We start from the raw sequence: 21,556 nt of genomic DNA on the forward strand, positions 1-21,556 counted from the left end.
ATATAGAGAGTGTGTGGCTGCGTTTTGGAGCGCATGCTTCCATTTCACCCCCCATCTAATGGCCAGTAACCCGCCAAAGAACGGCGGCTAACTGGCCTTAAATGCCCGATTCTGTTCAACTAACATTCAGCGGGAAAAGCGTCCCGCTGAATGAAGTTTCACTCTTCCCCGCATCTAAAGGCCGGTAACCCGCCAAAGAACGGCGGCTAACTGGCCTTAAATGCCCGATTCTGTTCAACTAACATTCAGCGGGAAAAGCGTCCCGCTGAATGAAGTTTCACTTTATTTTCATGAGTCTTAATGCATTTAATGTCACGAGCAGTGTTGCTCCCATATCGGCAAAGATGGCAATCCATAATGTCAGCCAGCCGGGGATAACGAGCAGGAGAGCAAGGATTTTTATACCGATTGCAAAGCCGATATTTTGTTTAATGATGCCCAGTGCTTTGCGGCTCAATTTAACGGTGTAGGGTAATTTATCCAAGTCATCTCCCATCAGGGCAACATCAGCTGTTCCCAGGGCGCTGTCGGTTCCAGCTGAGCCCATGGCGATGCCGACGTCGGATGCTGCGAGTGCCGGTGTATCATTAATGCCATCTCCAATCATGGCGATCTTTCCGTTTTCTTGTGTCTTAATGAAGCTTAGTTTATCTTCGGGCAAAAGATTTGCTTTAACATCGGTCAGCTTCAAGTCATTCTTTAATGCCTCGGCCGTCTGTTGATGATCCCCTGTCAGCATATACGTCTGTTTGATTCCAAGAGCGTGCAATTTCTGAATGACTGATTTACTTTCGGTCCGCGGTTCGTCGCGCAGGGCAACAGCCATCAGCAGTTCGTCGTCTGTCCCGCATACCATAACGGTTTTGCCGGCTTTCTGATAGTCCTTGATCTGATCGGCAGGCACGTTTTTAAAGAAATCAGGCGACCCGGCGTAAACGGTCTCGCCATTAATCTCACCTTGAATGCCTTTCCCGTGAACGGTATGGAAAGATTGAACATCTGCTTTTGGAATCGTTTGATGCGTATCATTCATATAAGTCATGATTGCTTTTGCCAACGGATGATTCGAATTAGCTTCAAGCCCCTTCAGGCAACTGAGTGCTCTGTCACGTTGATCGGTGAAAAAGTGGACGTCTGTAACTTGTGGTGTTCCTTTCGTCAATGTGCCTGTTTTATCAAACGCCATTTTATTGATGGCACCGATTTGTTCGAGGTGAATGCCACCTTTTATCAGAACCCCGTTGCGGGCGGCATTACCAATTGCTGTAACGATAGCTACCGGTGTTGATACGACCAGTGCGCACGGGCAGCCGACAACGAGAACGGCAAGCCCCTGATAGACCCATGTTCCCCACGAACCGCCGATTAGTGGCGGGATGACAGCAACCAATGCCGCAATAACCATAATGGCCGGGGTGTAATAGGCGGCAAACCGGTCAATGAACGCCTGCGCCGGCGCTCGCTCTTCTTGTGCCTCTTCGACCATATGGATAATTTTTGCGATGGTCGTATCTTCAGCTTTTTTTGTTACTTCGATTTCGAGGAAACCGTCTTGGTTGATTGTGCCTGCAAAAACGTCATCACCATCCGTTTTTTCTGCAGGGATAGACTCACCGGTGATCGATGCCTGATTAATAGAAGAAAACCCGGTGATAATCGTGCCGTCCATTGCGATCCGTTCACCCGGCTTGACGAGCATGGTGTCGCCAACGATTATATCTTCAACTGCTAACGTTTGTTCGCTGCCGTTTCGCCTGATGCGTGCTTTATTCGGTGAAAGTTTCATCAAGGAGTGAATCGACGAACGTGCTTTATCCATCGAATAGGACTCAAGCGCTTCACTGATCGCAAATAAAATAACGACAACAGCAGCTTCGCGCCACTCCCCGGTTATGGCCGCCCCCAACACGGCAATTGTCATCAATGTTTTCATATCAAAGCGAAATTTCGTCAGATTGATAAGCCCCGCCTTAAACAGGCTCAAACCGCCGATGAGCGCTGACAGCCCGTAGAGCACGTTTGGCAGGTAATGTGAACTGCCAAACACGATATTCGCCACAATACCAAATACGAGAAGCAGAGCGGCGAGCAAAATCGTGTCATGTCTCACCCAAAATGGTTCTTTTTCAGGTTCGGTGTTTTCTCTGATAACTTTAATATTTTCGAACGATCCTGCTTTTTCAATGTCGGCAATGGAAGCTTCTCCGACAACTTCAATTTTTGACGTGGCAAAATGAACGTTTGCATCTTCTACGCCATTAATATCTTTTACATTATTTTCAAATGTTTGTGCACAATTGGCACATGATATACCATTCAGCCGGTATGTTTGATGAGGTTCAGCCGACATGAGCGCTTTCCTCCTTTCCATGAAGGAAGCTCTGTGAAATCACTTGTTTCATATGGTCATCTGATAATGCGTAATAGGCGAGTTTACCTTCTTTGCGGAAGGTGGCAATCCCTGCCTTGTGGAGTTTACGCAAGTGATGGGAAGTGGTGGCAGTCGTTGCCCCAATAACATTGGCAAGATCACAGACACATAGTTCCTTTTCCACTAACAGCGCCAGTGCAATTTGAAGTCTGTTACGATCTGCCAGAAGTTTATATAGTCCGATAACCTTGTCAATCGGCTGGTTATTCAGCTCCTGTTTGACATGGTTTACTTTGTCTTCATTAATACAGGTGACATCGCAAACATCCTGCGCCATCCTTCACACCTCATTCAAATTAATATTTGATTGTATTATATTCAAATGGCTGTTTGAATGTCAATAAAAAAAACCGGCATTCACTTTTGGGGGTGAATGCCGGCATCGGATGGAGTTGGTTTAAGTGATGACACGCGCTGTGTCTTTTTTTGCATGTGTTTAGCCGTGTTTCTGCCTATCCAATTGAAAAATTAAGGTCATCAGAGCCCTTTAATGCCGTATTCTCCAGCTGGACTATCTGATTTTCCGTATTCAGCTGATAAATGGAGGTGAACTTTCCAGACGCTGCTCCAGGAATTGAAATTGAGTTTATCGCCTTGTTGTTGATCAGCTTGGGGTCCTGCGGCGTATTTTTAACCTCACCCCATTCGATCAGAAAAGGCAAGACCTTCCGATCACCTTCAGGGAAAAGCATCCGCCATTCCAGCAGGCTTCCGTCCGGGCGTTCGCGACTTCCGGGTATAGGGCCTGCAAATGGGAGATCGCGTTCCTGCAGATTTAGTACATAATCATCCATTTGATCAGTCCGCAGCGCGACTTGAATAGGCCCTTCATTACCCTCCGCAAGCTCTCTGAAAAGCAGATGGATTAATGGATTTTTTGAGCGGGCTGCAGTTGTTTCATCAAAAATGCCAATCCATTCGATATAGCAGTCATTGGTGAAATAAGCAAGATAGTTGTACGTTCCCCAGTTGGTGTGCTGACCGCCTTCAATTACGGTAATATTATGTTTTTCTCCAAAACGATCAGCCGCTTTTTCCGGATCGTTGGCAGCAATGACGATATGATCAAGTGCAAGCATATGATCCCCTCCTGGTTTCATCTTATTTTAAAATGCTTCTTAAGGAAAGTATTTGCGCTTGTTTGTGGCTGATTATCCCGAAGTTCACGAGGGAATCTCCGAAGTTCACAGCGAATTACCCGAAGTTCATGATGAACTCCCCGAAGTTCACACGAAAATCCCCGACGTTCACAAAACAGACGGGCTAAACGGTCCAAGCCATCCACTTTTCGGTCAATATTTGATATAGTAACTACAAGAGCTAAAGGAAGCGAGTGGAGTCTTAAATGGAAAAACCCAACATACTGATTGTGGAAGATGAACAAAAACTGAGCAGGGTGCTGCAGCTTGAGCTGGCGTATGAAGATTACAACACAACCGTTGCAGCAGATGGGAACACAGCCTTAACCCTTATAACGGATGAAGCGTGGGATCTTGTGCTGTTGGATATTATGCTTCCGGAATTGAGCGGGATGGAGGTGCTCCGGCGTGTACGGCGATTTGATGAATCCACACCTATTATTCTCCTTACAGCTCGTGACGAGGTTTATGATAAAGTGAACGGTCTCGACCAAGGGGCTAATGATTATATTACAAAGCCGTTTCAAATCGAGGAACTGCTTGCGCGGGTCAGAGCACAGCTGCGACGGCCTAAAAAAGCGGCTGCTCCGCAACATGAGGAACTTAAAGTTGGTGATCTGATCGTTGATGTTGAAGCACGCGAAGTCCGACGGGAAAAGCAGCCGATTGAGCTAACACCAAGGGAATTCGACCTGCTTGTTTATCTGCTGCAAAATAAAAATGTTGTGCTCACACGTGATCAGCTGATTGAGCATGTGTGGGGGTTTGATTATTTCGGTGACACGAATGTTGTAGATGTCTATATTCGTTATTTACGCCAAAAAATAGATAAACCATTCAAAGAGCCTTATGTTTCAACCGTCCGTGGCGTCGGTTATACAATAAAGGAACATAGTTGATGAAATTATCGGTTAAAATCAGGCTGTTTTCCAGTTTGTTTATGCTTATACTGATCTTGCTTGTGAACACATCGATTTATTATTTATTCCACGCGCAGTCCCTGGATCGTGAAATGGCAGATTTAAACACACAAACAAATGAAATAATTTCAACGTTGAATGAGAATCCGGACATATCACAAAATGACATGCTTGATGCTTTTCTGCCAACAGAAGGCATGATTAGAGTGATTGATGAGAGCGGATCCTATATTGTTGAAGTCATGAAAGCAGATTATCGGGAGCTTCAAGGGCGTTACGTGACCTCCGAATCAAGGTCGATTATTTCCATGGAAAATCAAGCTGACTTTGCAACGGTTGCTAAACCTGTTATCTGGGAAAACGGTGATGTCGTGACATTGCAAATTTATAAAAAACTGACGAGTCACACATCAACAATGGAAACGTTATTTTTCGTTCTGGTTGTCGCATCATTAATCATGCTGATCCCAACGATCGTAGCGGGAAGCTTTCTGTCCAGAGTCATTACCAGACCTGTTGGGGAGCTGACAGAAGCCATGAAAGAAAACACCATCTATGGCAGCTGGAAGAAAATCAGCGCAGATGATCAGTCAAAAGATGAATTGTATGAAATGAAAGTAACGTTTAACCGGATGATTGATCATTTAAGAGAAAACTTTGAGAAGCAGGAGATGTTTGTGTCTGATGCGTCACATGAATTGAAGACGCCGATTTCGATTGTCAAAAGCTACTCACAGCTTATGAAGCGGCGGGGAGCTGATAATCCGGAGCTTTTGGAGGAATCGACGGAAGCGATCGAGTCTCAGGCTGACCGTATGCAGAAACTTGTGGAACAGATGCTGTTGCTTGCCAAAAGCAAGGACCAGGACGTTTATAAGCTGTTTAACCTCATCGAACTTGGCCGCTCCACTGCAGAGACATTTAACGGGGCATATGAACGGGACATTATTTTTAATACATCCGCTCAGGCACTTCAAGTCAATGGGAGCCGTGATCAGCTGGAGCAAGTTTTGTATATTCTGATGGACAATGCGATCAAGTATAGTGAAGAGGCTGTCACGTTATCAATCAGGGAAAAAGGACGGCATGCTGAAATTACGGTCAAGGATAACGGCTTGGGGATTTCTGAAGCTGATCAGGAAAAAATATTTGACCGGTTTTACAGGGTTGATAAATCAAGAAGCAGGGAGACGGGAGGCACAGGCCTGGGTCTTTCCATAGCCAAAGCGATAGCAGAGGCACATGGCGGAAAAATCAATATATCAAGCACGTTGGGCAAAGGCACCGTCGTCACTCTCAGTCTTCCAATTCATCCAACGCATGAAAACTAATCGCTTTCTCATCAAATTTTAATTTAAACCACAGCGTCTTTTCATTTGCAGAAGATATTATATAGTTACAAACAAATGAGGAGGCAATATAAATGAAGAAAAAAATTGGAATTGTGCTGGCTGTCGTTCTTGGGATTTCTGCACTGGGATTCGGTGTGTTTCAGTCAAGCGCCACTGAAGCATCGCCAAAGATGGATCGGAAAGAAATTGAAGATGTCATTTCGGCCCAGTACCCCGGTGAAATAACTGAACTTGAATTGGATAAAGAAGGCACCCGTTCAGTCTATGAAGCTGAGATAGTCGATAAGGGAAAAGAGTATGAAATTAAGCTGGATGGTGACACCGGCGAAGTTTTAGAACTGGATGAAAAATTTGCTGCCAAAGAAAGCAACGAACACACTGAAACAACTGATAAGAATAAAAACACCGTCCAAGAAAAAGCTGACCAACAAAAGGCAAAGAAAAATGATGATATTGACGACAGGGAGGATAAGACGCAGCGTAACGATAACAAATCACGGGCGAATAATGACAATAAAGACGATGACGATGACACGGACGACCAGGATGACGACCGGATGAATCTGAAGAAAAATGAAACTAATTCCAACACTAACACTAATAAAGATAATAATAAATCAGCAGTTATCAGTACGGCACAAGCAGAAAAAATTGCAAAAAAAGAATTCGATGGATCGATTACTGAGCTTGAATTGGATGAAGATGACGGTAGATTATATTACGAAATCGAATTGGAATCGAAAAATAGCGAAGCCGAAATCGAGATTGATGCTTATACTGGTGACATAATCGTCATGGAAATTGAAGATAGGGACGATGATGACGATGACGACGACCGTGACTAATGAACAATAAGACTGCCCCCGCTCTTGAATTTTCCTCTGAGCGGGGCTTTTTGTAGTGTGCGAAATTGTTTATTTCTTCTCAAGAATGTTGTCAATTGGTTAAAATAGGGTAAAGTTAAGGTGTGTACACAGAGGGGAGGATGCCACTTGAAATACGAACATGGCTTATTCATTTATAACGGGCAAGCCGGTGATGAAAACATCGAACAAAAACTATCTCAGACGCTTCCAATCCTTGCCAAATCGATCAAAAAATTAACCGTGATTCAGACCGAATCTATTGAAGAAGCAAAGGACACTTTTACACAATATGCTGAAGTGGCGGACATCATGATTATTCTCGGCGGAGATGGGACACTGCATGCGTGCATTAACAGCTTAGCCCCTTTGGAAAAACGGCCGATTGTTGCTGTCTTGCCCGGAGGCACATGCAATGACTTCAGCAGGGCGCTGGGTATGCCGCAAAACCTGGCTCAGGCAGCACAGGCCATTGTTGATGGCGACGTGATAAATGTTGATATTGGTAAAACAAACGAAAGGTATTTCCTGAATTTCTGGGGGATTGGGCTCGTAGCTGATACATCATTAAATATTAATGAAAACCAAAAAAAGAACTTCGGTGTATTAAGTTATTTTATGAGTACGCTGCGAACAATGAATCAGGCAACACCATTTAAATATAGTATTAGTGCTGACGATGAGGAGCGATATGAAGGTGAAGGTGTTTTAATTCTTGTGTTGAATGGCCGTTTTCTGGGGACCCGGGAACTTCCGTTGCCAAATGTCGCTTTGGATGATGGTAAACTGGACGTTCTCATTATTAAAAATTCCACTTTGGCTTCTTTCCGCGAATTACTGGCCATGAATAATCCTCAAACGAATTCACAGCAGCTGACGGAGCTCACTCATTTTCAGGCGCGTTCGCTTGAAGTTTCAGCTTTAGAGGAAAAAGCTATCGACATGGATGGAGAGATTGATGGCGCGACGCCGGATCAGATAACCATTTTGCCAAAACATATTCCAATGATAAAATTCAGCAATAAAGTGATCTGAATCATAGCTGCCACCGAATTGAACTATGATAGAACCAGAGGAAGGGGAGCCTCTGCGCTTTTTAAAGGGGTCAATTTAAAGAAGTAAACTCTAACTTACAGAGATTGCTTCTTTTTTGGCTTTTGCAAAAAATGCCTTAATTATAAATTTCCGTGTAATGATTTTGTAACAAGTATGTTTAATTTGTTACGTTAAGGGTAAAACGATAGTTGAATCAGCATAGAAAAATGAGGGGGAGCAATAGTGAGCAATCAGGAAGTTATTGTCTATACAAGTGAAAATAATGATCAGTGCGAAAAATTGCTGGGAAGATTAAACCAGTGGGAAATTGATTATAAACAGAGAAATGTCACAAAAAACAAAGATTACTTGGAGGAACTTCAGGAAGAGGGTATATACGGGACACCTGCTACCTTTATAGATAAAAAGGTTGTCCTGGGAAATCAGCAAAATAAAATTAAACATGCGCTTGGCATGATAAATAACTATCAATCGCATAGCGAATAGGCTTGGGAAGGTTGTGTCACACATTCTTTCAGTGTTTTACATATGATACTGAAAGACGTATAGAGAGAGGTGTGTGTAATGATCCAAAAACCCGGCCCTTTTTTGTCTTCGGCTAATCTTTTTTCCGCCTATAACCCCCAAACCATAAATACACGTTATGATGCTCATAACCTGACAGCTTTTGAAGTGTTTGCCAAACCGAAACAGCCTGTGTATGGGCCATTTCCTCATTATCCTGGGATATCTGCCCCACAGCCATCACCCCAGGCAAATTTGCTGAAGTACTTTCAAAACCAGGACGGTCAGATTGATATTGAAAAAATGCTTTCGACGGCCGGCCAGGTAGTAAACACGGTTCAGCAGGTTTCCCCAGTTGTTAAAGATGTCGGTCAACTCATGAAGAATTTAAGATAATGTTTAATATTGGATGTTTAAAAAAATGCCCCGTTAAGCATTAAATACACGGGGGAGGGAAAAAGAATAGAAAAGCATAACAAGGAGAATTTAACATGACAGGATGTCTAATCATCCATGGCTATACGGGGAGTCCGTATGAAGTTGGTCCTCTGGCAGAATATTTAAAAGAACATACCGATTGGCTTATTGACGTTCCAACCTTGCCGGGTCACGGCAGTGAGCTTGATCTGGAAAATGTTTCGCATCAGAATTGGCTCGAGGCGGCAGAGCATTCGTTGACACAGTTGAAAATGAAAACCGATACCGTGTATCTGATCGGTTTTTCAATGGGAGGGATGATTGCTGCTTATCTGGCCTCCAAACATAACGTGAACAAATTAGTTTTGCTGGCGGCTTCCGGAAAATATCTATCGGTACGCCAAATTGCACGAGATGTTAAAGGTGTTCTCTCTGATGGTTTTAAAGGCAAGCTGAAAGAAAATAATTTGTATCTTCACTACAAGCGGAAGTGGGGAACGGTACCCTTCAAGGCGAATATTGAATTTCTTAAGTTGGTGAGGTTTACCCGGAGGTACTTAAACAAGGTCAAGGCACCTGTTATGATAGCCCACGGTCAGCAGGATATGATGGTTCCGTATAAAACCGGTTATTACCTTGAGAAAGAAATGACATCCGACCAGAAAGAAGTCGTCTTTTTTGAGAAATCGCGTCATTTGATTTGTCTGGGCGATGACAATGTGACACTGAACAGACTGGTTTATGAATTTTTAACGAAAGAATAAAGAGTGTGGATCAATATTTGAAGCAAAAGAAAAGACGAACTAACTAATGGAAATAGTGGGATACCCCGCTCCAGAAATATGCTTCGCTTTCCGCGGGCGGCTGGTGAGCCCCTCGCGCTAAAGCGCTGAGTGTCTCACCTATGCCTCTTCTCCCGCAGGAGTCTCCGCATATTTCCTCCGCTATCATTAGATATCGTTCGTCGCCTTTCGCACTAATTTTTAAGTTGTATCCTATCCGCTTTTTCACTTATGTTGTTTATCGCTGAAAAAGGAAATAACCAGGCCGCCTTCACCGGCGTAAGTCGCAATCAACGGACCCATTTCAATGAGGTATGCCTCCTTGAATGGATATTTCGCCTTAATTTCCGCTAGTACTTTTCCTGCCCGGGCTTCTGCATTACAATGTGACATGGCAATCACTTTATCCTCGAAATCTTTTGTGTACTCACCGATTTGCTCGATGAAACGTCTGACTGATTTTTTTTCGCCGCGCACTTTTTCTTTAACTTCGATTGTTCCTTCGTCACTCGCCTGCATCAGCGGTTTGATGTTCAAGGTTTTAGCGATTGTCCCTTTAACCCGGTCAAGTCTCCCGCCCCGGATTAGGTTTTCCAGCGTTTTAAGAACAAATAATGTACTGGTTTGTTCAATACGTTCTTGCAAATGATCAACCAGTTGTGGGAACGAATAGTTTTCATCAATTTTGGTCTTCGCTTCGTCCAGCAACAGGGCGATTCCGCATGAAGCGGTTTTGGAGTTAATGATTTCGATTGATCTTTCCGGTTCTTCTTCAAGCAGCATATTTTTCCCCATGACCGCATTTTCATAAGTTCCGCTCAAGCCTTTTGAAAGACTGAGCATCAAAATCGGCTTATTAGGATCAACTTGCTTATAGGCTTCATAGAAGTCATTTGGGCTTGGCGCGGCGGACCGAGGAAGATCGTCAGCTTCTGCCATTTTTTCATAGAAGGTATCGAGGTCAAGTGTGACGCCTGTTTTGTATTCCTGCTCTTTAAAATGCAAGTAGAGCGGGACGACTTTTATGTTTGTGTCATCACTTAAGCGTGTCGGGATATCAGCCCCGCCATCGGTCATTAATTGTATATGCATTATCTCACCTAATTTCAATGTTAATTAATTTAACTATACCAGTTTATGCCTCTGGTTGAAAAAAGAAACTGCGGGGCAGCGCCTTAAAGTGAAGCGTTCAACTTTTTTGCGATATTGTTACTTTGCGTTTTTTGGCTGTACTCATTGTAAACAAAAACAGCCCAAACAGCACGATTGACCCGCCCAGCCATTGTGACCATGTGACCGTTTCACCTAAGATAAAGTAAGCGAGGATAGAGGCACCGACTGGCTCAAATACAATCCCCATTGATATAGTGGCGGTACTCAGCCATTTCAACGCCCAGTTAAATAGCGTATGGCCAAAAAACGTCGGGAAAATCGCAAGTGCCAAAAATATCAGCCAATGGTCTGCAGGGTAACCGAAAAAGTTATTGCCACCAATTAAGTTATAGATGACAAGGGTTACTGAACTGATACCATAGACCACAAACGTGTACGTCATTAATGAAAGGCGTTTTCTGGCTTGCTGACCCATGAGGAAATAAGCCGTTATTAAAATAGCGCCCAATAAGGCGAGTATGTCACCGAATAGAGCGGCTCCGCTGATTTGAAAGTCGCCCCAGCTAATAATGACACTGCCTAATAAAGCAATGATCATACTGATGATCGCGCCGTAGGAAAACCTTTCCTGAAAAAAGAGGTATGTTCCCAAAAAGGCAAAGATAGGCTGAAGCGTCACCAGCACGACAGAACTCGCAACAGATGTATAATCCAAGGATTCAAACCAGACAATAAAGTGAAAAGCCAAAAAGATTCCGGCTAGGCCTGACAAAACCCAATCTCTCTTCTGAATAAGCTTAAATTCATGGCGATTTTTCAATAATACGTACGGTGCCATAATCAAGACTGCAAGCAGAAGACGGTAATTGGCAATAATAGCTGACGGTGCCTGGGCAGCCAGTTTGACCAGCACTGCAGAGGTTGATACAGAAATGACCCCAATTACCACTGCGAAATATGGATTAAATGGAGGGATACGCATAATAGCCTCCTTAAAACGTTACAATTATTGAATCTCATATATTTTATCATGCTGGGCACAAAAAATCATATCTCAAGTAGTGGATATTAATGTAATTCCTGTGTTATTATAGAATAACTGTCATGTTGGATGAGAAATTTTATGAGGGAGGCCTTTTCCATTACTGGGAAAAGCCTTTTTTACAGCTATCTTACGTATAAAATTGAAAAAAACAGGTGTTTAACGAGGTCGGATATGCTGCTGAACCTGTATGATCACCTGCCGGACGTCAAAAGTTGGTGGCTGTTTTCTTTCAATAGGGGTTGTCCCCCAAGAAGTGTGAAACGTTGTAATAGATGTTTTAAATCTTCAGGGCTCGGAAACAGAAAAACAGCGCAGCTATTCATTAGCTTGGCGCATCAGTGGACATTTTCTTTTCCAATGAGCGAAAAACAAGCCAACCATGACATTTTGACGTCGCCGGACTTTTGGAACAACTAATAAAGGAGAAGATTGACAAAGTGACAACATTTAACGAACTCAATATTTCACAGCCTATTATGGACGCACTGCAAAAGATGGGCTTTGAAGAAGCGACACCGATTCAGGCCGAAACAATCCCACAGGCTATACAAGGTAATGACGTGATCGGACAAGCACAGACAGGAACCGGAAAAACGGCTGCATTCGGTATTCCAATGCTCGAGAAAATTAATCCGAAAGAACGTAAAATTCAAGGCTTGGTGGTTGCGCCTACACGGGAACTTGCCATCCAGGTAGCTGAAGAGCTGAACCGGCTTGGTAAAATCAAAGGTATACGCTCCATGTCAGTATATGGCGGACAACATATGGAACGGCAAATACGAGCCTTAAAGGATGGTCCGCATATCGTTGTTGCTACACCGGGAAGACTGCTCGATCACATGCGCCGAAAAACGATTCGGACGAGCGACATTCAGACCGCTGTTCTTGATGAAGCTGATGAAATGTTGAATATGGGCTTTATTGATGATATTCGCGATATTTTGAAAAACATCCCTGAAGAGCGGCAGACATTACTATTTTCTGCAACGATGCCAAAAGAGATCCGTGATATCGCAACGAATCTTATGAACAGCCCTAAAGAAGTCAAAGTGAAGTCCAAAGAAATGACTGTGGAAAATATCGAACAGTATTTCATTGAAATTCCTGAGAAGCAAAAATTTGATACATTAACCAATCACATGGACTTTTATGCGCCTGCACTTGCCATTATTTTCAGCCGGACGAAAAAACGGGTGGATGAGATTACGGATGGACTTCAGGCCCGCGGGTTCCGTGCAGAAGGTATCCACGGAGATTTGACGCAAGGAAAGCGGACGTCGGTATTAAACAAATTTAAAAACAATCGCGTTGATGTATTGGTAGCAACTGATGTCGCGGCGCGCGGTCTGGATATATCCAATGTGACGCACGTTTATAATTTTGATATACCACAGGACCCGGAAAGCTATGTACACCGCATTGGACGTACCGGAAGAGCAGGAAAGACCGGGGAAGCCGTCTCATTCATCACACCGCGAGAAATGGCGCACTTGAATTTGATTGAAAAAGTGACCAAGAGTAAGATAAAACGGATGGCTCCCCCGACTTATCAGGAAGCGAAACGCGGTCAGCAACAGGCTGCAGCAGACAAAATCCGCAATAAGATTGCTCAGCTTGACCTTAAGGATTATCAGGAAACAGCGAGTGAACTGCTCGAGGATCATGATTCAATGACAGTCGTTGCTGCTGCGCTTAAAATGATGACAAAAGAAAGGCGCAACGCTCCTGTTAATATTTCATCTGTTCAGCCGATCAGCGTGAAAAAAGGAAAGCATAGCGGCAAAAATAACAAAGGCAGACCTCAAAACAAGAAATATTACGGACAACGCGGTCAAGGCGGTCGCAAGCAGAACGGCGGCCGCAGCCAGGGCGGACGAAATCGTAAAGGAAATTACCAGAAAAACCGCGGTTATAAATAAAATTAACTAAAGAAAGAGGCTGGCGCAAAAGGTCACTGCTAAGTGACTTTTTGGCGTCAGCCTTTTTGCCTCTAAGGTGACCCAATACGGCACCTATTAAAAGTACTGAAACTTTGGTAATATAAATCCGTATATAATAATGTGACGAAAAATTCAGTAACGAAGGAAGGGACACATATGCGACAGCCACCGGCTAACCGGATTGCGCCCGATGCGATAAAAGCATGGAAGATAGCGGAAGCAATTGTGGCGGGCGTCTTCTGGTTAATTACGATTGCGCTTTTTATTTTAACATTTATATTTGAATTTTCTTATTGGTATGGTGCAGGCGCTGCGCTGATCAGCGGACTTTGTACATATTTGTTTGTGTTTTTGCTGCCGAAACTTCGCTGGAGGCGGTGGCGCTATGAAGTTTTTGAACAGGAAATTTATATTCAGCATGGGATTTTGATCGTCTCACGCACGCTTGTGCCAATGATTCGCGTGCAGCATGTGGATACAAAACAAGGGCCGATTCTGAAAAATTATAAACTGGCGAGTGTTGAAATCTCCACGGCAGCCACAACCCATGAGATTCCTGCTCTATTGGAAGAAGACGCTTCGGATTTAAGGGACAGAATATCAGCGCTGGCAAGGGTGGATGAAGATGATGTTTGAATCAAAACGATTGCACCCTGCAGCTATCCTATTTAATTTAATCAAAACGGTACGCGAATTTTTGTTTGCGATTGTTTTAGGCTTTATCACATTCCGGGACGAATCTCTTTTTTATTTTGGACTCATTATTGCAGTGCTGCTTGTAGTCTTTATTACCGCAAGCATTTTGAGTTGGTACCGTTATACTTACCGGATCGAAGAGGAAGAATTGCGGATCGAGTATGGGGTGTTCATTCGGAAAAAACGGTTTATATCCAAAAATCGCATTCAATCGATTGATCTGACCTCCGGCGTGATTCACCGAATCTTTAAACTGACAAAGGTCCAGATTGAAACAGCCGGAACAGGTACGAGTGCTGAAGCATCACTCAGTGCTGTTAAGCTGGAAGAAGGCGAAGCATTGCGTGAAGAGTTAAAATCCAGCACTTTTTACTCACCAGACGATGAGGAAACAGCTGAGCAATCAGAGGAAACATTTCCATCTGCGAAAATCAGTTTTAAGCGGCTGTTTATTGCAGGCACCACCTCAGGAGGTGCCGGTGTGGTTCTGGCTTTGGCAGTGGCAGGCTTCTCTGAGTTAGAGCAGTTTATACCTGACCAGTACTTTGACAATACAATTGAATGGGTCATCGGACTCGGCGTGATTATTCTGATAGTAATGGGCGTCTTTCTGCTGCTTCTGCTTTGGCTGCTCGGAATCGCGGGAACGATGATTAAATATGGCAACTTCACTATTACAAAAAACCACGAGGAATTATTTATCACCCGCGGACTTTTGGAAAAGAAGCAAGTGACGATACCCTTGAAGCGAATCCAGGCGGTCGGCATACAGGAGAGTATTATCCGGCAACCGCTGGGATATGTGACGGTATTTGCGGAAATCGCCGGCGGTTCGATGGATAAGGGCGAGGATTTTTCGTCGATTCTCTTTCCCATCATGAAACGTAGCGAACTGGAAGGTTTTCTGGAAACCTTTCTGCCGGATTATGCGGGGCTTCAGCACGAGCTGACACCTCTCCCAAAAAAAGCGCTCAAATATTATGTGCTGCGGGCTGCCGTGCCATTTTTGCTGCTAATTGCAGTTGTTGCAACCTTGATTCCGTCGTTTTTGTGGATTCCGATCGTATTGCTTATTGTCGGCGGCATTCTGCTGGGCTGGCTGCGGTACAAGGATGGCGGTTTTGCGATTAATGGGAGACGCTTAACGCTTCGCTATCGGGTGTTAAGCCGGAATACAATTCTGTTGTATCAAAAACGCGTTCAGGCGTTTGAGAAAAAACAGCATAAAGTGCAAAGTCTGCAAAATCTCGCGACGGCCCATTTTTCGATTGTCGGTACAATGGGAGCTGGGAAACATTTCACAATCAAGGACCTCGAAGAATCAAAGACTGATGAATTATCAGACTGGTATTCGCGCAGAAAAGACGGCGAGTGAAAAGGACTCGGCATGAATGCTGATGCAATAATCAGGAGTGCAAACCACCGCGATTTTCGCACTCCTCTTTACTGGCAGTTTATATTAGAGGCTGACAAATGCCGACGCATTTAAATAGCGTGAGGGCAATTTTTAAAATATCCGGCCGAACAAACCGAGAACAACCAGGATGCCGAGAAAAATCCACAGGCCATTTTTTAAAAGCTTTTTGTTCCGCTGCTTTTTTTGCCAGCGGTTTGGATCAAATCTAACAGACCCGTCATCAACAACCTGATGTCTAATCCACGGGTTATAGGGCCGAATGTTTGTTAAAATAAGCGGTGATAACGCAAAGCCGCCGATAAACCCGAAAACATGGGCATAAGCATTCACACCTGGATTGACAAACGTCATGACCAGACCAATCACCAGGATGATGGTTATAATTTGTGCACTGGATTGATCGATAAGGTGCTTACGGAAAGCGACCATAAAAACATAAATGCCAAACAGACCGTAAATTGCCCCTGATGCACCAACATGTGCGTAAATGGAAGGGCCGAGCAATAGCGTTGCAATGTTTCCGGCAAGGCCTGCGCCAAGATATGCTGCTATGAATTTTACTTTGCCGAGCATCTGTTCAAGCGCCGGACCGAAGAGGACAAGCGCAAATGAATTAAATAATACATGCATGAGATCGACATGAAGAAAAATAGATGTCAATAAGCGCCAGTATTCTCCCTGACTGATATAAAAGTTGACACCCCTTCCCCAGTTTTCGATCATCGTACCGAGCGGGGTCTGTAAAAAGCCGGTCAGAAGCCACAGCGCTAATTGGATAATAATTATCCAGAAAACAACCGGGTAAAGCTGCTTGAACTCCTTAATGCTGCGCTCGTTTCGTATAAACATTCAGACCCTCCTTTTATAGTAGCTAATTTAACATTATTCATAAAAAAACGATACTGCGAATCACAGCAGTTTTATTTCAGTCGGCGAGCGGGTACTATTATTTTAAAGTATGACCATTATGATCTGACTAGTCTAATCATATACAATTTCCCGGAGAGAGGAAAGCGATTTTCATGATAAAAGGTATTGGGATCGATATAATTGAACTAAGCCGGATTCTTGAAAGCATTCAAAAAAGCAACCGATTGGCCGGAAGAATTTTAACTGAACCGGAAATAACGGCTTACGATTCGCTCAAGAGCGACCGGCGCAAAGCTGAATACCTGGCTGGACGGTTTGCTGCTAAAGAAGCATTTTCAAAAGCGGCGGGCAGTGGAATTGGAAAGACAAGTTTCAAAAACATTCGGGTTACAACCGATGAAAACGGGGCACCAAAGATGCGTGTCGACGGATATGAAGACTTACATATATTTATATCAATTACGCACAGCAGAGATTATGCAGCGGCACAAGTCGTTTTGGAAGAAAAGACCTGATGTGTAACTCTGCATAAATGGATAGGTTGTCTCATATATTCTAGTGCGGGCAGGAGGGAAATGTGTGAAGGTTGTCACCGCGGAAGAAATGTACGATATGGATCATAGAACCATTCAGGAGATAGGGATTGATGGAAAGCTGTTGATGGAAAATGCCGGACGGGCGATGGCCGAACAGATCGCATCGGTCAGCGATAAAATGGCGTGTATTCGGGTTTTTGCCGGGGGCGGAAACAACGGCGGTGATGGATTCGTCATTGCCAGAGTCCTGCTTGAATTAGGGGTAAGAGTCTCTGTGGTGCAGGTTGTGCCCGACGAAAAGATAAAGGGCGATGCGCTTTTTCATAAAAATTTACTGATCAGGTGCGGCGGCGACGTTGAAGTTTTAATGGAAAGTGCGCCCATTCAAGCGATTGCAAGAAAAACAGATATAATCGTTGATGCGATGCTGGGAATTGGTGTGTCAGGTGTGCTGCGTGAACCGCTCGCTCAGATTGTCAAAGCTGTTAATGAAACAGATGCATATGTCATCGCCGTTGATATTCCTTCTGGGCTCCCGGCAAATGAAGAAAGCGATGATTTTCAAGCGGTACAAGCCGATGAAACGATCATTGCTGGTTATCCCAAGGTGAGTGCATTTCTTGAAAAGACTGCACCTTACTATGGAAACTGGAACACAGTGTCTTTCGGTCTCCCGCGGACCATTACAGCGGAGCATTCGCACCGGCAAGTCTGGACACCGGAAATGTTTCAGAAGACGATGCCCGAGCGAAAGCCAAATGCCCATAAAGGTAATCACGGCCGGGGGCTGGTTATAGGCGGCAATTCGGAAATGCCTGGATCGATGGCAATGACCGTAAGTGCTGCGCTAAGAACAGGTGCCGGTCTCGTAACAGCTGCCACAGTGAAAGAGGTTATTCCGACTATTGCAGCGCATTGTGCAGAAGCCACATATCTCGCGCTGAATGATACGGACGGTTATGCGGATGGTTCCAGTGCAATACCTTTTGAAAATTTTGATGCAGCGGTGCTGGGTATGGGACTCGGACGCCGACCGGAAGCTGCAAAAATTGTGCAGCAAGCTATCAAAACGCGGTTGCCTCTAATTATTGATGCAGATGGTCTCTTTCATTTAAAAGGAATGCTTCAGCACGTAAAACAGCGTGAAGAGCCTGTTGTCCTCACACCCCACCCGGGTGAGATGGCCATGCTTTTGGACATTGGCGTGCCCGAGCTTCTGAAGTCGCCTTTTTCTTATAGCAAACGATTTGCTGAAGAATATCATGTTTACGTTGTCCTTAAAGGCAGGTTTACGATTGTGACAACACCTGAAGGCAACCAGACAGTCAGTGACGCCGGCAATTCAGGACTTGCGAAAGGCGGTACGGGGGATGTTTTGTCAGGTGTTACGCTCGCCATGATAATGCAGAAACAGCCAATCCCGGAGGCGTTAAACAATGCCTGCTTTGTTCATGGCAAGTCTGCAGAGCTTCTCACGAAAGAGACACATTCGGTCTATGATTTGATGGCAACTGATGTGATTAAAGGTATCAAAAAGGTCTATCGTACATTTCAGGCGTAAACGTGACAATGAACTTTCCCTTCGTCAAAAACCTCAGCATGAACGCTCGCAAAATGTGTGAAATGCGACAAGGGAGACATGTCCATGAAGAAAAAGTTAGGCTTGTTGTTTTTCATCGTCCTCAGCATCGTTTTTGTGATTTCTGCATGTGGTGAGCAGTCACAGGAAGACGTGGCAGGCAAGCTGGAATCAAAACTCGAATCCATGAAGGGTTATAAAGCCAATGCTGAAATGACGATGAATACGGGACAGGAAGACCAGACTTACCAGATTAATATTTGGCATAAGAAACAGGACCTGTACCGCGTGGAGTTGAGCAATGACCAGGATGAAAAGGGAAGACAAATCATCCTTAAGAATGAAGATGGCGTGTTTGTACTGTCACCGGATTTGAATAAAAGTTTCAAATTCCAGAAAGAATGGCCGGAAAACGGCAGCCAGCCATATCTGTATCAATCGCTTGTCAATGATATATTAAAGGACACGGAAGCTGAGTTTGAGATAGGCGAGAACCACTACGTTTTCGAGACAAAAACGAATTATCAAAGCAACAATAATCTGCCGTACCAAGAAGTTTATTTTGATAAAAAAGATTACACACCGGTTATGGTAAAAGTTCTTGATAAAGACCGGAATGCATTAGTAGAAGTGAAATTCTCTGAATTTAATACGGACCCCGATTTTGAAGATGATGATTTTACAATGGATAAAAACATGCCAGATAAGGAATCTGATGCAACGGTTTCCAGTGAGGGCGGAAATGAAGATGAGCCGTTTACCATCGTTTATCCGCAAGACGCGAAAGGCTCAGAACTAACGGAAGAGACACAGGTTGAGACAGAAAAAGGCCAGCGGGTCATTATGACTTTTGCGGGTGAAAAGAACTTTACGCTGGTTGAAGAAAAACAGGATGTTGCACCTGCCATGACTTCAGCGGAAAAAGTTGATGGCGAGATTGTAAATTTGGGTCATTCGATTGGCGCATTATCCGGGAATACAATTGAGTGGACCAATAATGGCATGAGTTTTGTTCTGGCAAGCGATGAATTGACGAGAGAAGAATTGATTGAAGTTGCACAATCTGTACAGGGTAAAGAAGCGAAATAATGGTATGTGCAAGCAGACTCAACAGAGAGGGGGTCTGCTTTTTATTTTTAGTTATTTCCGATAAAATGAACTGAGATGTGAAGAAGAGGTGATTGGTTATGAGCAGACAAATTTATCGTAGCACATGGGCAGAAGTTGATTTGAATGCAATCGGATATAATATCAGCGAAATGAGAAAGCGCCTCCCTGATCACTGTGAGGTTGTTGGGGTGGTTAAGGCTGATGGTTATGGCCATGGCGCACCAGCTGTTGCCGAAAAAGCACTTGAGGCCGGCGCGGCGATGCTGGCAGTTGCTTTGCTGGAAGAAGCGCTTGTTTTGCGTGAGGCACGGATCACGGCGCCGATATTGGTGTTCGGGCGAGTCGCACCACAGGATGTTCCGGTTGCTGCAAGTCAAAATATTATTCTGACCTGTTTTCAGAAGGAATGGGTTCATGAAGTCAACCAATTGAATCTTCCTTACCCTGTTGATGTACATATGAAGTGGGACACCGGGATGGGGAGAGTTGGGCTCAGGACAAAAGAAGAACTCGCTGAACTCACGGAAGAGCTTCGTAATAGTAAACGTATTAACCTGACAGGTGTATATACACACTTCGCAACAGCGGATGACGCTGGATTTGAATACTTTAAAATGCAAAATAACCGCTTTGATTATTTGTTGCAGTTCTTTAAATCGATCTGGCATAAACCGGTTGATGTTCATATTGGTAATAGTGCTGCTTCAATACGGTTTCCTGAACGGATGTATGATCACATGCGTTTCGGCGTGTCGATGTACGGTTTGTACCCATCCGATGCTGTCAAAGCGGAACGCGATATTGAACTGCAACCGGCTTTTTCACTCCATAGCAGACTGGCGCATGTCAAGCGACTCGCCCCGGGCGAATCGATTAGTTATGGTGCGACTTATACGACCGACGAGGAGACGTATATCGGGACAATACCGATTGGCTATGCGGATGGGTGGATTCGAAAACTCCAGGGCGCCGATGTGCTGGTTGATGGAAAAAGGATGCCGATTGTCGGGAGGATAACGATGGACCAGACAATGATCAAGCTGGATCAGGCTTATCCTGTGGGCACGCAGGTCACGCTGATTGGAAAACAGGGCGATCAGGAAATCGAGGTTGACGAAATCGCGGAGAAACTGGAGACTATCAACTACGAAATACCTTGTATGATATCCGAACGTGTGCCAAGAAAGTATAAATCTTAATTTGGCTTATTCAAATTTTAATGGCATAAAATGTCTGTGGTGCAATAATATAAATAACAGGAGCCCATTTAACCTGAGAGGATTAAACAGAGAACACTTTTTTATATTCTCTGGTGCGGAGTTGATGTAAGCTGCGAGGTAGTGACAGCATTGATTTCCGCTGCGGGCAGTCGCTTTCCGCGGGCAACGCTTCAGCTTCCTCGGAAGCAAAAACCGCTTCCTGCGGGATCTTCAGCCGTTGCTTTCCCGCAGGAGTCGACTGCCCTCCGCTCCAATCAATCGACATGTCAGCGGAGGAAATACACGCCGACTCCTGCGGGAGCATAGGCATAGGTGAGACTTCGCGTGCGATAGCACGAGAAGGCTCACCAGCCGCCCGCGGAAAGCGGCGTGTATTTCCGAAGCGGTGGACGACGCACCAACTCAAATTTTAAAGTTAGTTCGCAGTTTATGGATTTTGTGTATTTATTAACATTTCTCAGATAAACAGTTGGATGGAATTTTTCGTATAAAATGTGCTGGATCAGTGAATCATGGGAGTTAAAGAGTCTCCTGCTTGTATTTTTTATTAAAATAGCCTTTGCAAA

Annotated in this window: 21 protein-coding genes; 14 read left to right on the forward strand and 7 right to left on the reverse strand. The window is 44.3% G+C overall.

Going from position 1 to position 21,556, the window contains the following annotated elements; all coding sequences use genetic code 11:
* Positions 1-277 precede the first annotated feature (277 nt).
* From BMZ22_RS14820 to BMZ22_RS14830, 3 genes are all read right to left on the reverse strand, one after another.
* Positions 278-2,371: a heavy metal translocating P-type ATPase gene (locus BMZ22_RS14820; RefSeq protein ID WP_090087013.1), complete on the reverse strand. Its 2,094-nt coding sequence runs from the start codon at positions 2,369-2,371 to the stop codon at positions 278-280.
* Complete coding sequence (locus tag BMZ22_RS14825; protein ID WP_090087015.1) at positions 2,340-2,708, reverse strand: ArsR/SmtB family transcription factor; 369 nt, start codon at positions 2,706-2,708, stop codon at positions 2,340-2,342. The genes BMZ22_RS14820 and BMZ22_RS14825 overlap by 32 nt, the downstream gene beginning before the upstream one ends.
* Positions 2,709-2,883: 175 nt before the next feature.
* Positions 2,884-3,510, reverse strand: coding sequence for a VOC family protein (locus BMZ22_RS14830; RefSeq protein ID WP_177183462.1), 627 nt, complete (start codon positions 3,508-3,510; stop codon positions 2,884-2,886).
* Between the two features lie 266 nt (positions 3,511-3,776).
* Between BMZ22_RS14830 and BMZ22_RS14835 the strand changes: the two genes are divergently transcribed.
* The 7 genes from BMZ22_RS14835 (at position 3,777) to BMZ22_RS14865 (ending at position 9,446) form a co-directional block, all read left to right on the forward strand.
* The gene (locus BMZ22_RS14835) at positions 3,777-4,469 is read left to right on the forward strand and encodes a response regulator transcription factor (protein ID WP_090087019.1); all 693 of its coding nucleotides are present in this window, start codon (positions 3,777-3,779) and stop codon (positions 4,467-4,469) included.
* 41 nt (positions 4,470-4,510) lie between these two features.
* Positions 4,511-5,821: a HAMP domain-containing sensor histidine kinase gene (locus BMZ22_RS14840; protein WP_245745468.1), complete on the forward strand. Its 1,311-nt coding sequence runs from the start codon at positions 4,511-4,513 to the stop codon at positions 5,819-5,821.
* Positions 5,822-5,913: 92 nt separating this feature from the next.
* Positions 5,914-6,687, forward strand: coding sequence for a PepSY domain-containing protein (locus tag BMZ22_RS14845; RefSeq protein ID WP_090087023.1), 774 nt, complete (start codon positions 5,914-5,916; stop codon positions 6,685-6,687).
* A gap of 147 nt (positions 6,688-6,834) precedes the next feature.
* Positions 6,835-7,740 carry a YegS/Rv2252/BmrU family lipid kinase gene (locus tag BMZ22_RS14850; protein WP_090087025.1) on the forward strand — a complete coding sequence of 302 codons (906 nt, stop codon included), beginning with the start codon at positions 6,835-6,837 and terminating at the stop codon, positions 7,738-7,740.
* 243 nt (positions 7,741-7,983) lie between these two features.
* Complete coding sequence (locus tag BMZ22_RS14855) at positions 7,984-8,247, forward strand: glutaredoxin family protein (RefSeq protein WP_090087027.1); 264 nt, start codon at positions 7,984-7,986, stop codon at positions 8,245-8,247.
* Positions 8,248-8,325: 78 nt separating this feature from the next.
* Complete coding sequence (locus BMZ22_RS14860) at positions 8,326-8,661, forward strand: YppG family protein (protein ID WP_090087029.1); 336 nt, start codon at positions 8,326-8,328, stop codon at positions 8,659-8,661.
* Between the two features lie 95 nt (positions 8,662-8,756).
* Positions 8,757-9,446, forward strand: coding sequence for an alpha/beta hydrolase (locus BMZ22_RS14865; protein WP_090087031.1), 690 nt, complete (start codon positions 8,757-8,759; stop codon positions 9,444-9,446).
* A 243-nt stretch (positions 9,447-9,689) separates the two neighbouring features.
* Here BMZ22_RS14865 and BMZ22_RS14870 read toward each other — a convergent pair whose 3' ends face one another.
* Positions 9,690-10,556 (reverse strand): DegV family protein, encoded by an 867-nt coding sequence (locus tag BMZ22_RS14870; RefSeq protein ID WP_090087033.1) that lies wholly within the window; start codon positions 10,554-10,556, stop codon positions 9,690-9,692.
* A 97-nt stretch (positions 10,557-10,653) separates the two neighbouring features.
* On the reverse strand, positions 10,654-11,559 hold the full coding sequence (locus BMZ22_RS14875) for a DMT family transporter (RefSeq protein WP_090087034.1): 906 nt from the start codon (positions 11,557-11,559) through the stop codon (positions 10,654-10,656).
* A 500-nt stretch (positions 11,560-12,059) separates the two neighbouring features.
* Between BMZ22_RS14875 and cshA the strand changes: the two genes are divergently transcribed.
* The 3 genes from cshA (at position 12,060) to BMZ22_RS14890 (ending at position 15,633) form a co-directional block, all read left to right on the forward strand.
* Positions 12,060-13,541 carry a degradosome RNA helicase CshA gene (gene cshA, locus BMZ22_RS14880; protein ID WP_090087036.1) on the forward strand — a complete coding sequence of 494 codons (1,482 nt, stop codon included), beginning with the start codon at positions 12,060-12,062 and terminating at the stop codon, positions 13,539-13,541.
* A gap of 177 nt (positions 13,542-13,718) precedes the next feature.
* Positions 13,719-14,198: a PH domain-containing protein gene (locus BMZ22_RS14885; protein ID WP_090087038.1), complete on the forward strand. Its 480-nt coding sequence runs from the start codon at positions 13,719-13,721 to the stop codon at positions 14,196-14,198.
* Positions 14,188-15,633, forward strand: a complete 1,446-nt coding sequence (locus BMZ22_RS14890) for a PH domain-containing protein (protein WP_245745470.1) — start codon at positions 14,188-14,190, stop codon at positions 15,631-15,633. The genes BMZ22_RS14885 and BMZ22_RS14890 overlap by 11 nt, the downstream gene beginning before the upstream one ends.
* 132 nt (positions 15,634-15,765) lie before the next feature.
* Here the strand turns inward: BMZ22_RS14890 and BMZ22_RS14895 are convergent, their stop codons facing one another.
* Entirely contained in the window at positions 15,766-16,524 is a 759-nt protein-coding gene (locus BMZ22_RS14895; RefSeq protein WP_090087040.1) for a rhomboid family intramembrane serine protease, read from the reverse strand.
* Positions 16,525-16,697: 173 nt separating this feature from the next.
* Here BMZ22_RS14895 and acpS point away from each other — a divergent pair, with 173 nt between their 5' ends.
* The 4 genes from acpS (at position 16,698) to alr (ending at position 20,969) form a co-directional block, all read left to right on the forward strand.
* Complete coding sequence (gene acpS, locus BMZ22_RS14900) at positions 16,698-17,060, forward strand: holo-ACP synthase (protein ID WP_090087042.1); 363 nt, start codon at positions 16,698-16,700, stop codon at positions 17,058-17,060.
* Between the two features lie 64 nt (positions 17,061-17,124).
* Positions 17,125-18,642, forward strand: a complete 1,518-nt coding sequence (locus BMZ22_RS14905) for an NAD(P)H-hydrate dehydratase (RefSeq protein WP_090087044.1) — start codon at positions 17,125-17,127, stop codon at positions 18,640-18,642.
* Between the two features lie 84 nt (positions 18,643-18,726).
* On the forward strand, positions 18,727-19,749 hold the full coding sequence (locus tag BMZ22_RS14910; RefSeq protein WP_090087047.1) for a LolA family protein: 1,023 nt from the start codon (positions 18,727-18,729) through the stop codon (positions 19,747-19,749).
* A 98-nt stretch (positions 19,750-19,847) separates the two neighbouring features.
* Positions 19,848-20,969: an alanine racemase gene (gene alr, locus BMZ22_RS14915; RefSeq protein ID WP_090087049.1), complete on the forward strand. Its 1,122-nt coding sequence runs from the start codon at positions 19,848-19,850 to the stop codon at positions 20,967-20,969.
* Between the two features lie 82 nt (positions 20,970-21,051).
* On the opposite strand, the gene BMZ22_RS17180 is transcribed toward alr, so the two are convergent.
* Positions 21,052-21,255 carry a hypothetical protein gene (locus BMZ22_RS17180; RefSeq protein ID WP_245745472.1) on the reverse strand — a complete coding sequence of 68 codons (204 nt, stop codon included), beginning with the start codon at positions 21,253-21,255 and terminating at the stop codon, positions 21,052-21,054.
* Positions 21,256-21,556 lie beyond the last annotated feature (301 nt).

Origin of the sequence: Lentibacillus persicus, assembly GCF_900112705.1 — a bacterium.
In the GTDB taxonomy this organism is placed as follows: domain Bacteria; phylum Bacillota; class Bacilli; order Bacillales; family Amphibacillaceae; genus Lentibacillus; species Lentibacillus persicus.